The following is a 12,370-nucleotide window of genomic DNA, read 5'->3' as shown; positions in this document are numbered from 1 at the left end:
GATGCAACCGATCAGGCTAATCCGGGGCTTTCTCTCGGTGGGGGCGTGGACTCTGGGCAGCCGCGTGGTGGGCTTCGTGCGCGACGTGATGATTGCCGCCTATCTGGGCACCGGCCCGGTGGCGCAGGCCTATATCGTCGCCTTCACCCTGCCCAACATGTTCCGCCGCTTCTTCGCCGAGGGCGCCTTCAACACCGCCTTCGTGCCGATGTTCGCCAAGCGGCTGGAAAGCGGCGAGAACCCGCGCGGCTTTGCCGAGGAGGCCTTCTCGGGCCTGTTCTCGGTGGTGCTGGCCGTGTCGCTGGTCGCGCATCTGGCGATGCCCTGGCTGGTGCTGATGCAGGCGGCGGGCTTTCAGGGCGACGAGCGTTTCGAGCTGGCGGTGATCTATGGCCGCATCTGCTTTCCCTATATCCTGTTCATCTCGCTGACGGCGCTCTTGTCGGGGCTGCTGAACGCGGGCGGGCGCTTCATGGCCGCGGCCGCCGCGCCGGTGCTGATGAACCTCATCCTGATCGCGGCCATGCTGCTGGCTGACTGGCAGGGCTGGGACATGGGGCTGGCGATGGCCTGGTCCACCCCGGTCTCGGGCATCGCCCAGCTTGCCGCGGTCTGGTGGGCGGCAAAGCGCATGGGCTTTGCGCTGCGGCTGCGCCGGCCGCGGCTGTCACCGGACATGCGCAGGCTGCTGGCGGTGGCGGCACCCGCGGTGCTGGCCGGGGGCGTGGTGCAGGTCAACCTGCTGGTCGGCCGCCAGGTCGGCTCGTTCTTCGACCGCGGCATCGCCTGGCTGACCAATGCCGACCGGCTGTATCAGTTGCCGCTGGGCGTCGTCGGCATCGCCATCGGCATCGTGCTCTTGCCCGACATCTCGCGCCGGCTGAAGAACGGCGATACCGGCGGCGGCCGCCATGCCTATAACCGCGCCGCCGAATTTGCGCTGTTCCTGACCGTCCCGGCCGCGGTGGCGCTGGTGATCGCGGCCTATCCGCTGATCTCGGTGCTGTTCCGGCGCGGCGCCTTCCTGACCGCCGATGTCGGTCCGACCGCGCTGGCGCTGGCGATCTATGGCCTGGGCCTGCCGGCCTTTGTTCTGCAAAAGGTGCTGCAGCCGCTGTATTTCGCCCGCGAGGACACGCGCACCCCGTTCCGCTTCGCTGTCTGGTCCATGGTGGTCAACGCGGTGGTGGCGCTGGGGCTTGCGCCCTTCATCGGCTTTTCCGCCGCCGCCTGGGGCACCACCGTCGCCGGCTGGACCATGGCGGCGCAGCTCTGGCGCGGCACGAAAGCCTTTGGCGAGGCGGCCGAGCTCGACGACCGCTTCCGCCACCGCCTGCCCCGCATCTGCGCGGCATCCGCGGTCATGGGCGCGGTGATCTGGGGCCTGATGCTGGCCCTGGGCGATACGCTGGAGCAGCCCGGCACCCGCTATCTGGCGCTGGCCGCGCTGGTCCTGGGCGGCATGGCGGCCTATGGCGTGGCGGCGCTGGTGCTGGGCGCGTTCCGGCCCTCGGACCTCCGCGCGGGCCTGCGGCGTCAGCGCTGACGGATCTGGCGCATCACGCGCCCGATCCCGCCCGGCACCAGCACGAAGGACAAAAGGAAACCGCAGCAGAAGCCGGCGATCTCGGCGATCCAGGTCAGGCTGCCGGCCTGGAACAGGATGCCGAAGACCAGCTGGAAGGCCAGCAGCATGCCGATCAGGGTGAAGGCGCGCAGCCGGTTCGCGTTCTCCTGCCCCAGCCGGGTCCAGAGCAGGAAGGTGAAGGCGCCGACGAAGCCGTAGACCGCCGGGTAGCCGCCGATCAGCGCCTGGAAGCGGAACTGCGGCAGAAGCCCCGCCGCCAGCGTATAGACCAGCGCGCCCCCGACGGCCGAGCCGAAGAACAGCGCCGCGACCGCCCAAGGCCGGAACTGGTTCGCGATCAGGTTTCCCAGCGCCAGCGTGAAGACGATGACGAACAGCGCATGGGTCAGCGACAGATGCACGAAGGAATAGGTCAGGATGCGCCAGCTCTGGTCCAGCAGGAGCACCTTCATCTGCCACAGCCGCAGCACGAATTCGGGGATATAGGCGGTGCGCTCGACCGCGATCTGGCGCATGGCAAGGCCGGCGCCCTGCCCGCTGCCGCCGATGAACCCCATCTGCGCAAGGCCGAACACCGCCTCGCAGGCGATCATCGGCAGGGCGATCATCCACACCACGGCGGGCACGGGGTTCAGGGGCGATTCATCGTAACCGGGTCGCATCATGGCTCCTTTCCAGCGGGCTGTTGCGCAACCCGTCACCCTGCGGGCGGTTGCGCCCGGACGGGGCAAGAGGTAAGCCAGCCACCGGGATTTTCCAAGCAGGTAGTGCCATGACCACGAGCTTCGCCAAGCGCATCTTCTCCGGCATCCAGCCCTCGGGCGGGCTGACGCTGGGCAACTATCTGGGCGCGCTGAAACGCTTTGCGGACTATCAGGGCAAGGGAGCCGAGACGATCTATTGCGTCGTGGACCTGCATGCGATCACCGTCTGGCAGGAGCCCGAGAAGCTCAGGCACAACACCCGCGAGGTCGCGGCGGCCTTCATGGCCTCGGGCGTCGATCCTGAGGTCTCGATCCTGTTCAACCAGAGCCAGGTTTCGCAGCATGCCGAACTGGCCTGGCTTTTCAACACCGTGGCGCGGGTAGGCTGGATGTACCGGATGACCCAGTTCAAGGACAAGGCCGGCAAGAACAGCGAAAACTCCAGCCTGGGCCTGCTGGCATACCCGTCGCTGATGGCCGCCGACATCCTGGCCTATCACGCCACCGCCGTCCCGGTGGGCGAGGATCAGAAGCAGCACCTGGAGCTGACCCGCGACATCGCCGCCAAGTTCAACCACGATTACGGCGTGGACTTCTTCCCGATCACCGAGCCGATGATCGAGGGCGCGGCGACGCGGGTCATGTCCCTGCGCGACGGGTCCAAGAAGATGTCGAAATCCGATCCCTCGGATGCCAGCCGCATCAACCTGACCGACGATGCCGATGCCATCGCGCAAAAGATCCGCAAGGCGCGCACCGATGCCGACCCGCTGCCGGGATCGATGGACGGCCTGAAGGACCGGCCCGAGGCCAAGAACCTGGTCAATATCTATGCCGCGCTGACCGGCGAGAGCGGCGACCAGGTGCTGGCCCGGTTCGAGGGCCAGGGCTTCGGCGCCTTCAAGCCGGCCCTGGCCGAGGTCGCGGTCGAGGCCCTGGCGCCGATCACCCGGCGGATGACCGAGTTCATGGCCGACCCGGCCGAGATCGACCGCATCCTGGGCCATGGCGCCGGCCAGGCGCAGGCCATCGCCGAGCCGATCGTCGAGCGCACCAAGGACATCATGGGCATGATCCGCTCGCGCTGAGCGCGGGCTGTCCACGAATGTTGCAATGACTTCCCGGCAGGATGGGCTATGATTCCCCATCCTGCCGCAAAACGGGAAAAACCATGCCTGATCAATTGTCGAGGATGCTCGGCGAGCGCCCATGGTTGCTGGCCGATGGGGCCACCGGAACCAATCTCTACAACATGGGGCTGGCTTCGGGCCAGGCGCCGGACCTGTGGTGCGAGACCCATCCCGACCAGGTGCGCGTGCTGCACCGGCAGATGATCGCCGCGGGCGCCGACATCATCCTGACCAACAGTTTCGGTGCCAATGCCAGCCGGCTGCGGCTGGCCAAGGCGCAAGACCGCGTGGCCGCGCTGAACCGCGCCGCCGCCCGGCTGGCGCGCGAAGCGGCGGCCGAGGTCGGCCGCGCCGTGGTTGTCGCCGGCTCGGTCGGCCCGATCGGCGAGATCATGGCGCCGATGGGCCGGCTGACCGAGGCCGATGCCACCGCCATGTTCACCCAGCAGGCGCAGGCGCTGAAGGAGGGCGGCGCCGACGTGCTGTGGATTGAGACGATCAGCGCCGCCGAGGAAATGCGCGCCGCCGCCAAGGCCGCACAGGCGGTCGGCATGCCCTGGTGCGGCATGATGAGCTTCGAGCCGGGCGGGCGCAGCATGATGGGGGTGACGCCGCCGCAGCTTGCCTCGCTGATCGACCGGCTGCCGCATCCGCCCCTGGCCTATGGCGCGAATTGCGGCACCGGCCCGGCCGAGCTGCTGCTGGCCGTGGCCGGGTTCGCCGCCTCGGGCAACGAGCGCCCGCTGATCGCCAAACCGAATGCCGGGGTGCCGCGCTATCAGGACGGCGGGCTGATCTATGACGCGACGCCCGAGGTCATGGCCGAGTTCGCCGTGCTGGCGCGCGACATGGGCGTGCGCATCATCGGCGGTTGCTGCGGCACCACGCCTGCGCATCTGGCCGCCATGCGCGACGCGCTGGTCGCCGCACCGCGCGGCCCCCGCCCCTCGCCCGAGCGGATCTCGGCCCGCATCGCGCAGGTGATGGGGCCGGGCGAGTAGTCAGAACAGCGACAGCTGGTCCCCCGCCCGCGGCGGCGGGGCGAAGCGGCTGCAATCCAGCACTTCGGATTCGCGCTGCAATCCCAGCCGCTTGCGGGCCAGGCGGAAACGCTGGTGCAGCAGGTCGGCCTCGGGCCCCTCGCCGCGCATGCGGCTGCCGAAGCGCGGGTCGTTGTCGCGTCCGCCGCGCATCGCCTGGATGCGCGCCATGACATGCGCGGCCTTGCCAGGATGGTGCCGCTCCAGCCAGTCGCGGAACAGCGGCGCCACCTCCAGCGGCAGGCGGATCGGGATCATGCCGGCAGCACTCGCCCCGGCGTCGCGGGCGGCCTGCATGATGCGCTCCAGCTCATGCTCGGTCAGCACCGGGATGATCGGCGCGACCATGACCCGCACCGGCACGCCGACATCCGAAAGCACCCGGATCATTCGCAGCCGGGTCGAGGGCGCGGGCGCCCGCGGCTCCATCTGCCGCGCCAGATCCGCGTCCAGCGTGGTCAGGGAAATGCAGACCATCGCCTGCCCCTTGGCCGCCATCGCCCCGAGCAGATCAGCGTCGCGCATCACCGTGGCGCCCCGCGTCACCAGGCTAAGCGGGTGGTTCCAGTCGTGCAGCACCTGCAGGCAGCTGCGCATGATGCCCAGCCTGGCCTCGACAGGCTGGTAGGGATCGGTATTGGTGCCAAAGGCGATGGGCGCGACGGCATAGCCGCGCCGGCCGATCTCGGCCTCCAGCAGTTCGGGGGCGTTGGGCTTGGCGACGATCCGCGTCTCGAAATCCAGGCCCGGCGACAGGCCCAGATAGGCGTGGCTGGGCCGGGCGAAGCAATAGATACAGCCATGCTCGCAGCCGCGATAGGGGTTGATCGAACGGTCGAAGGGGATGTCGGGCGAGCTGTTGCGGGCGATGATCGAACGCGCCCGCTCCTGCGTGACCTCGGTGCGCAGCAGGGCCTGCTCTTCGGGAATGTCCCAGCCGTCATCCTCGCGCTCGGTTCGATAGGGCTCGAAGCGTCCGGCAGGGCGCGAGTCGGCGCCGCGGGCGCGCAGGATCTCGTCGGGATTGCGGGGTGGCAGGCGCATGCCGCCAGACTAGAACATTTCGCGAACATTTTCCAGATCGTGCCGCGAAAGCGCAGCCGGAATCGGCAGCGGAACGCACAAAGCCGGATCTGGGGCTTTTCGACGCGCGCCGGCGGGGCCATATTGAAGGCAACGGAGGATGCCATGCCGCTGCCGCATTTCCTGATCCTGATCCTTGCCGTGATCCTGGCCGCCGGGCTGACGATCTGGGCTGCAAGCGCCATCGGCATTCCGCTGTTCGCGCTGGGGTTCCTGGCGCTGCTTGCGGCGGCGATCGCGCATCTGACGACGCGCGATCACCGAAGCTAGTCACCCCGCCGCACCAGGCGGGCGGGCTGGAAACAGGGCGCCGCTGGCGCCATTTTCCGTCATTTCTGCGGCGTTACGCCGCTGCATCGCTTGGCTTCTCGGCGTTTTCCTTGACCGCGGAAAGCGCGGCCTCCTCCGTCCATGCCCGCCCGTTCGCACTCGGATCGTGCAGGACCGTCCAGGCCCAGGCGGCCACGCCAGGCTGTTTCGGATCGTGACAGATACGCCCCACCGGCTCCTCATTGCGGCAAATGGTCCAGTCACCCGAAACGGGGTTGCCGTCCACCACGGTCTGAATACGTGTCCACATACGAGATCCTTTCTTGTCTTTTCGTTGATCGCCCTGCATGGCCGCAAGTTACGGGCAGCCATGCGCGCGGACGATGGTCGCAGCGCCGGACGAATGCGAATCGGCGCGTCACAGGCTTGATGTCATCACGCAAACCTGACCGCTTCTTTAACCGGCATTCTCCGGCGCTGCAATAAATCCGCTGCGTTCCGACGCGGCGGCGTCTAGTCCGAAAGCAGTTCCGTATCCCAGTACAGGAAATCCATCCAGCTTTCATGCAGGTGATTCGGCGGGAAGCGCCGGCCTACGGCGTGCATTTCTTCGGGCGTTGGCCGGCGCGGCGGCCGGCGCAGCCTGAGCCCCGAATGTTTCAGCGATTTGTTGGCCTTCTTCAGGTTGCAGGGCGAACAGGCGGCGACGACATTCTCCCAGCTGGTCACGCCCCCGCGCGAGCGCGGCACGACATGGTCGAAGGTCAGCTCGCCCTTGGCGCCGCAATACTGGCAGCAGAATTCGTCCCGCAGAAAAAGATTGAAGCGCGTGAAGGCCACGCGCTTCTGGGGTTTGACGAAATCTTTCAGCACGACGACCGAGGGGATGCGTATCGCGTGATGCTGGCTTCGCACCACCTCGTCATATTCGGCGATGATCTGGACCCGGTCCAGGAACACCGCCTTCACCGCTTCCTGCCAGGGCCATAGCGACAGCGGATAATAGCTGAGCGGCCTGAAATCGGCATTTAGAACCAGCGCAGGATGGTGGCGCAAGAAGGATGGCTCGCGCACGAATTGGGTTCGAAAGTCGCCATGGTCGTCCAGCATCGGCCCTCGCTTCGCCTTGTCCGGGACGGGTCAGAACATGGCACCGACTATATATCGCGGCTCCGGGCTGACAAGTCCCTGAATATATGCCTGGCGCACAAATAGCCGGGCGGCGTGACAGGCGCGTGACAAGGCCCGCCGCGACGGCTTTACTGCGGCGAGGCGATCTTCATCAGCACCAGCCCCGCGACGATCAGCACGGCGGCGACAAGCCGCAGCGCGTCGGCCGATTCGCCCAGCAGCAACACGCCCAGGACGAAGGTGCCGACCGCGCCGATGCCGGTCCAGATGACATAGGCGGTCCCCAGCGGCAGCACCTTCATCGACAGCGACAGGAACCAGACGCTGGCCACCATGGCGGCCAGGGTGATCGTGGTGGGCCAGGGCCGGCTAAAGCCCTCGGACTGCTTCATCGCGAAGGCCCAGACCACCTCGAGCAGCCCCGCCACGCCCAGATAGATCCACGCCATGCCGCGTCCCTGTCCTGCCCCGGGGCAGGCTGGCGCGCGGCGCGGCCAAGGTCAAGCCGGTCTGGCCCGGCAGCCCGATTGCTGGCAAGATGGCGGCATGACGCCACCGCCGCCCACAACCCCGCCCAAGCTGATCGGCACGCTGGAATCCGCGCTCTACGCCGAGGATCTGGACGAGGCCGCCCGTTTCTGGACCGGCATCATCGGCCTGGAGGAAATTGCCCGCGTGCCCGGCCGGCATGTCTTCTTTCGCTGCGGGGCGCAGGTGCTGCTGGTGTTTCGCGCCAGCGCAACGCGGGTGCCGCCCAAGCCCGGCGCCCGCCTGCCCGTGCCGCCGCATGGCAGCAAGGGACCGGGGCATTTCTGCATGGGCGCCGCGCCCGGCGCATTCGACGCCTGGCGCGCGCATCTGGAAGCATCGGGAATAGGGATCGAGGCCGATTTCACCTGGCCCCAGGGCGGCCGCTCGCTGTATTTCCGCGATCCTGCCGGGAACTCGATCGAGATCGCCGACCCCGCGATCTGGGCGTGAGCCCGCGGGGCCGGCCGGGAAGGTCAGCGACGGGCGCGCACCGCGGCGGGCTGCGGCGCCAGAAGGCGCAGGGAAACCATGCCGGCCGGAATCAGGGCGATTGCAGTCATCCAGATCAGGGTCATATGCGTCCTCCTTGGCTCCTTACTTCAAAGGTAGGGGCTGCGGACCGTTTCGCAAGTGCGAAACCGGGCGAAAACCCTATGACCCGGCGGCAAACCGCTCTTTCAGGAAGGCCAGCGCGACCGACAGCCCGTCGGGCGAGATGCCGTGCCCCGTGCCCTTCATCACATGGCCATAGACGGTGAACCCGGCCTTTTGCAGCGCCTCGCCGGCGATGCCCATGCTTTCGAAGGGCACGACCGGATCCTGGTCGCCATGGATCAGCAGCACCGGCGGCTTGACCCGCGCCGGCGTCAGGTTCTCGGCATCCAGCAGCCGGCCGGAAAAGCCCACCACCCCGGCGATCTCCTCGTCGCGCTGCGGGGCGACGGCCAGCGCCATCATCGTGCCCTGCGAAAAGCCGACCAGCGCCAGCCGATCCGCGCCCAGCCCCTCATCCGCCAGAACCTTGTCCAGGAAGGCATTGATGTCCTGGAAGGATTGCGCGGCCGAGGCCTGGGCCTGCGCCTCGGACGAACCGTCCATCCAGGGGATCGGAAACCATTGATAGCCCATGGGATTGTTCACGCAGCGTTCGGGCGCGTTCGGGGCATAGAAGGCGGTGCCGGGCAGATGCGGCGCCAGCGGGTCGGCCAGGCCCAGCAGGTCGGCCCCGTCGGCGCCATAGCCGTGCAGGAAGACCACCGCCGAATCGGCCTTGCGCGGGCCCTTGCGTTCGGATTTCAACTCGCGCGGCATCTCGTCCCCCTTCAGCGGACGCCCTCGCGCCCTTTTGCGACCCGGTAATAGGCCCAGAGGGCGCGCGCCGCAACCGCCCGCCAGGGCCGCCAGGGCTCGGCCAGTTCGGCCAGCGCCGCCGGGCGCGGCCGGTCCGGCAGGGCGTAGAGCAGCCGCGCCGCCTCGGCCAGTGCCAGGTCGCCCGCGGCAAAGGCATCCGCCCGGCCAAGCGCGAATTTCAGATAGATGTCGGCGGTCCAGCGCCCGATGCCCGGCAGCGCGGTCAGCCGGGCGATCACCTCCTCGTCGGGCAGCACCCGCAGGCCGTCCCAATCGAGCTGCGCCACGGCGATGCCGCGCAAATAGCGGATCTTCGGCCGCGACAGGCCCACGGCGCGCAGCGCCTCGTCATCGGCCGCAGCGATCCCCGCCTCATCGGCCAGGCCGGCCGCGGCCATGCGCGCGCCGATGGCACTCGCGGCCTGGGCCGAGATCTGTTGCGAGACGACGGCATCGCGGATCGCCGGAAAGCCCTCGGGCCAGCGCCGCAGCGGCAGGGGCAGCAGCGCCGGCAATTCGCGCGCCCAGACCGGGCAGGCGCGCATCAGATGCGCCGCGCCTTCCTCCAGATCGGCGGCGGCGCGGATCTCGCGCATCAGCCCTCGTCCTCCTCTGCCAGCCGCGCCTCTTCCTTCAGCCGGGTCTCGAAGGCCATCGAGATATGGTGGCGCAGCGCCTGCTCGGCAGCCGCCCCGTCATGGGCGGCGATGGCATCGACGATGGCCTGATGCTCGTCCAGCGTGACCACGTCGCGGCCCTGCGCCGCCAGGCTGGTGCGCGCCATCAAGGCCATACTGCGATGCACCAGGTCCAGCTGCTGCACCAGGTAGCGGTTATGCGAGGCCAGGTGGATCTGGTGGTGAAAGCGGCGATTCGCCCGTGCCAGCGCCTGCGGATCGCCCAGGATGGCGCGGTCGTCCTCGACCATGCCGGCCAGCACGCGCACCTCTTCGGGCGTGGCGTGGCGGGCGGCCAGCCGCGCCGCCAGCGCCTCAAGCTCGGCGCGCACGGTGTAAAGCTCGGCCAGCTGGTTGTGGTCCAGCGTGGCGACGATCAGGCTGCGCCCGTCGCGCTTGAGCATGGACTGGGTCTCCAGCCGCTGCAGCGCCTCGCGGACCGGGGTGCGCGAGACGCCGAAGCGTTCGGCCAGCTCGGATTCGACCAGCCTGTCGCCGGGGCGATAGATGCCATTGTCGATGGCAGAGAGGATCAGGGAATAGGCGTCTTTCATGCCCGCACGATCCGCGCTCGGAACGGCGATTGCAAGCGCCATGCCGCGGGTTTAGGCAGGGGCCATGGATTTTCGGCATGTCACCACCTGGATCTTCGATCTGGACAACACGCTTTATGCGCCCGAGGTCAGGCTTTTCGCCCAGATCGAGCGGCGCATGACCGCCTTCGTCATGCGCGAGCTGCGCGTGACCGAACCCGAGGCCAACCGGCTGCGCAGCCATTACTGGCGCAGCCACGGCACCACCCTGGCCGGGCTGATGGCCGAGCATGGCGTCGATCCGCTGCCCTATCTGCGCGAGGTCCATGACATCGACTTCACGGTGCTGACCCCCGACCCGGAACTGGCCGGGCTGATCGCCGCCCTGCCCGGCCGCAAGATCGTGCACACCAACGGCGACAGCGCCTATGCGGCGCGGGTGCTGGAACATCGCGGGCTGATGGTCTTCGACGCCATCCATGGCGTCGAGGAGGCGGATTTTCACCCCAAGCCCGATCCGCGCGCTTATGCCGCAGTCCAGGCCGCCGAGGGATTCGACCCCGCCCAGGCCGCCATGTTCGAGGACGACCCCCGGAACCTCGCCATCCCGCATTCGCTTGGAATGCGGACGATTCTGGTCGGTCCAGGCCGCCACGGCCCCGACGAACTGGCCCAGGATCACGACCATGGCCCGCATGTGCATCACCGCACCGGGGATCTGGCTGCCTTCCTGCGCGGGCTTGCCGCAAGCCCAAGCTTGGCTAAGATTTGACCCTCGCCGACAGGAAACCCAAGAAAAACAGGGAACGCGCATGTCCGAACCACTCACCCCCGCCGAGGCGCAGGCCGAGGCGCGCACCGCCACCTTCCTTTTCACCTTCGCGCTGCTGGTCGTCGTGCTGGCGGTTGTCGGCCTCCTGCTCTGGGGCCTGCCGGCGCTCGGCATGCTCGCCCTTGCGGCGACCGTGCTGATGTTCGCCATGCTCGCCGCCTATGCGGCCGGGTTCTAGGCCGGCCCGCACCGCCCCCCTCACCAGCCCTGGCGCCAGACCATGCAGATCGACGATACCGAGATCCTCGTTTCCGGCGGCGGCATCGCCGGGCTGATCGCCGCGGCCGCCTTCGGCAGCGCCGGGCATTCCGTGACCTGCGTGGACCCCGCCCCGCCCGTGACCGAGGAAGGCGCCCAGGGTTCGGACCTGCGCAGCACCGCCTTCCTGCACCCCTCGATCGCGGTGCTGCAGGCGGCCGGGCTCTGGGACCGCCTCGCGCCGCATGCCACCGCGCTCCAGGTCATGCGCATCATCGACGCGGGCGGGAAATTGTCGCAGGCGCGGCTCACCCGCGATTTCGACGCCTCCGAGATCTCGGACCAGCCCTTCGGCTGGAACCTGCCGAACTGGCTGCTCAAGCGGGAAATCTCAGCACGGCTCGCCAGCCTGCAAAACGTCCGCTTCCTGCCCGGCACCGGCACCGCGGGGCTGGTGGCGCGCGACAGCGAGGCGCTGGCCACCCTGACCGATGGCAGCCGCATCCGGGCCAGGCTGGTGATCGGCGCCGACGGCCGCAACTCGCCCACCCGCGAGGCGCTCGGCATCGGCATCCGCACGCTGCGCTACGGGCAAAAGGCGCTGGCCTTCGCCGTCACCCATGACCGCCCGCACGACAATGTCTCGACAGAGATCCACCGCTCGGGCGGCCCCTTCACCCTGGTTCCCCTGCCCGATCGCGACGGCAAGCCCTCCTCGGCCGTGGTCTGGATGGAGCGCGGCCCGGAAACCGCCCGGCTGCGCGCCCTGCCGCCCGAGGATTTCGAGGCCGAGCTGAACCGCCGCTCGGCCGGGGTGCTGGGCCATCTGACCCAGGCCACGCGGCTGACGGAATGGCCGATCATCAGCCAGATCGCCGACCGCTTCACCGGTCCCCGCACGGCGCTGATCGCCGAGGCGGCGCATGTCGTGCCGCCCATCGGCGCGCAGGGGCTGAATATGAGCCTTGCCGATCTCGGCGCCCTGATCGCGCTTTCGGCCGGCGATCCCGGCAGTGCGGACTCGCTCGCCGCCTATGAACGCCGCCGCCGCCCCGAGGCGCTGGCGCGGCTGATCGGCATCGACGCGCTGAACCGCGCCAGCATGATCTCGGCGCGTCCCCTGCGCGATCTGCGCGCTGCCGCCCTGGGCGGGCTCTACGCCGTCGCCCCGGTGCGCCGCATCATGATGCGCGCCGGCCTGGGCGTGACCTGAGCCGCTTTCACCGTTCCCAAACACTCATCCGGCCGCGCCCGCCTGGCGCGACCCGGCTTCTTCGTTCCCCAAATACCCAGGGGACCGCGC

Annotated in this window: 16 protein-coding genes; 8 read left to right on the top strand and 8 right to left on the bottom strand. The window is 68.7% G+C overall.

All coding sequences use genetic code 11. The features are described 5' to 3' along the window. Nucleotide 1 precedes the first annotated feature (1 nt). Nucleotides 2-1,546 (top strand): murein biosynthesis integral membrane protein MurJ, encoded by a 1,545-nt coding sequence (gene murJ / locus ESD82_RS04215; protein ID WP_147428915.1) that lies wholly within the window; start codon nt 2-4, stop codon nt 1,544-1,546. On the opposite strand, the gene ESD82_RS04210 is transcribed toward murJ, so the two are convergent. Then, entirely contained in the window at nt 1,537-2,253 is a 717-nt protein-coding gene (locus ESD82_RS04210) for a rhomboid family intramembrane serine protease (RefSeq protein ID WP_244314450.1), read from the bottom strand. The two genes, murJ and ESD82_RS04210, sit on opposite strands and share 10 nt — an antisense overlap. A gap of 107 nt (nt 2,254-2,360) precedes the next feature. Here ESD82_RS04210 and trpS point away from each other — a divergent pair, with 107 nt between their 5' ends. Both trpS and bmt read left to right on the top strand, forming a co-directional pair. Continuing rightward, complete coding sequence (gene trpS / locus ESD82_RS04205) at nt 2,361-3,380, top strand: tryptophan--tRNA ligase (RefSeq protein ID WP_147428916.1); 1,020 nt, start codon at nt 2,361-2,363, stop codon at nt 3,378-3,380. Between the two features lie 83 nt (nt 3,381-3,463). Next, a complete protein-coding gene (bmt, locus tag ESD82_RS04200; protein ID WP_024845272.1) occupies nt 3,464-4,423 on the top strand; it encodes a betaine--homocysteine S-methyltransferase in 960 nt (319 codons plus the stop codon). Here the strand turns inward: bmt and ESD82_RS04195 are convergent, their stop codons facing one another. Then, nucleotides 4,424-5,506: a PA0069 family radical SAM protein gene (locus ESD82_RS04195; RefSeq protein WP_024845273.1), complete on the bottom strand. Its 1,083-nt coding sequence runs from the start codon at nt 5,504-5,506 to the stop codon at nt 4,424-4,426. Nucleotides 5,507-5,650: 144 nt separating this feature from the next. Between ESD82_RS04195 and ESD82_RS21710 the strand changes: the two genes are divergently transcribed. Continuing rightward, nucleotides 5,651-5,815, top strand: coding sequence for a hypothetical protein (locus tag ESD82_RS21710; RefSeq protein WP_166435398.1), 165 nt, complete (start codon nt 5,651-5,653; stop codon nt 5,813-5,815). Nucleotides 5,816-5,888: 73 nt separating this feature from the next. On the opposite strand, the gene ESD82_RS04190 is transcribed toward ESD82_RS21710, so the two are convergent. The 3 genes from ESD82_RS04190 to ESD82_RS04180 form a co-directional block, all read right to left on the bottom strand. Then, the gene (locus tag ESD82_RS04190) at nt 5,889-6,125 is read right to left on the bottom strand and encodes a hypothetical protein (protein WP_028711094.1); all 237 of its coding nucleotides are present in this window, start codon (nt 6,123-6,125) and stop codon (nt 5,889-5,891) included. 203 nt (nt 6,126-6,328) lie between these two features. Further along, complete coding sequence (locus ESD82_RS04185; protein ID WP_028711093.1) at nt 6,329-6,925, bottom strand: HNH endonuclease; 597 nt, start codon at nt 6,923-6,925, stop codon at nt 6,329-6,331. 149 nt (nt 6,926-7,074) lie between these two features. Further along, complete coding sequence (locus tag ESD82_RS04180) at nt 7,075-7,395, bottom strand: DMT family transporter (RefSeq protein WP_147428917.1); 321 nt, start codon at nt 7,393-7,395, stop codon at nt 7,075-7,077. A gap of 97 nt (nt 7,396-7,492) precedes the next feature. Between ESD82_RS04180 and ESD82_RS04175 the strand changes: the two genes are divergently transcribed. Next, nucleotides 7,493-7,927, top strand: coding sequence for a VOC family protein (locus ESD82_RS04175; RefSeq protein ID WP_147428918.1), 435 nt, complete (start codon nt 7,493-7,495; stop codon nt 7,925-7,927). Between the two features lie 201 nt (nt 7,928-8,128). Here the strand turns inward: ESD82_RS04175 and ESD82_RS04170 are convergent, their stop codons facing one another. The 3 genes from ESD82_RS04170 to ESD82_RS04160 are packed head-to-tail and all read right to left on the bottom strand — an operon-like array spanning nt 8,129 to nt 10,058. Continuing rightward, on the bottom strand, nt 8,129-8,788 hold the full coding sequence (locus tag ESD82_RS04170) for an alpha/beta hydrolase (RefSeq protein WP_024845277.1): 660 nt from the start codon (nt 8,786-8,788) through the stop codon (nt 8,129-8,131). A gap of 11 nt (nt 8,789-8,799) precedes the next feature. After that, entirely contained in the window at nt 8,800-9,423 is a 624-nt protein-coding gene (locus ESD82_RS04165) for a DNA-3-methyladenine glycosylase family protein (RefSeq protein WP_147428919.1), read from the bottom strand. After that, nucleotides 9,423-10,058 (bottom strand): GntR family transcriptional regulator, encoded by a 636-nt coding sequence (locus tag ESD82_RS04160; RefSeq protein WP_024845279.1) that lies wholly within the window; start codon nt 10,056-10,058, stop codon nt 9,423-9,425. Before ESD82_RS04160 ends, ESD82_RS04165 begins: the two co-directional genes overlap by 1 nt. A 64-nt stretch (nt 10,059-10,122) precedes the next feature. Between ESD82_RS04160 and ESD82_RS04155 the strand changes: the two genes are divergently transcribed. Genes ESD82_RS04155 through ESD82_RS04145 form a run of 3 tightly spaced genes read left to right on the top strand, consistent with a single transcriptional unit; the run spans nt 10,123 to nt 12,280 of the window. Further along, nucleotides 10,123-10,809: a pyrimidine 5'-nucleotidase gene (locus ESD82_RS04155; RefSeq protein ID WP_024845280.1), complete on the top strand. Its 687-nt coding sequence runs from the start codon at nt 10,123-10,125 to the stop codon at nt 10,807-10,809. Nucleotides 10,810-10,849: 40 nt separating this feature from the next. Continuing rightward, nucleotides 10,850-11,047, top strand: coding sequence for a hypothetical protein (locus ESD82_RS04150; protein ID WP_024845281.1), 198 nt, complete (start codon nt 10,850-10,852; stop codon nt 11,045-11,047). A 42-nt stretch (nt 11,048-11,089) separates the two neighbouring features. Beyond that, nucleotides 11,090-12,280 (top strand): UbiH/UbiF family hydroxylase, encoded by a 1,191-nt coding sequence (locus ESD82_RS04145; RefSeq protein WP_147428920.1) that lies wholly within the window; start codon nt 11,090-11,092, stop codon nt 12,278-12,280. Nucleotides 12,281-12,370: the final 90 nt, after the last annotated feature.

The sequence above is a fragment of the Paracoccus pantotrophus genome (assembly GCF_008824185.1).
Classification (GTDB): Bacteria; Pseudomonadota; Alphaproteobacteria; order Rhodobacterales; family Rhodobacteraceae; genus Paracoccus; species Paracoccus pantotrophus.
Note: the sequence above shows the minus strand (reverse complement) of the source record. Positions and strands in the feature narration are given on the sequence as shown.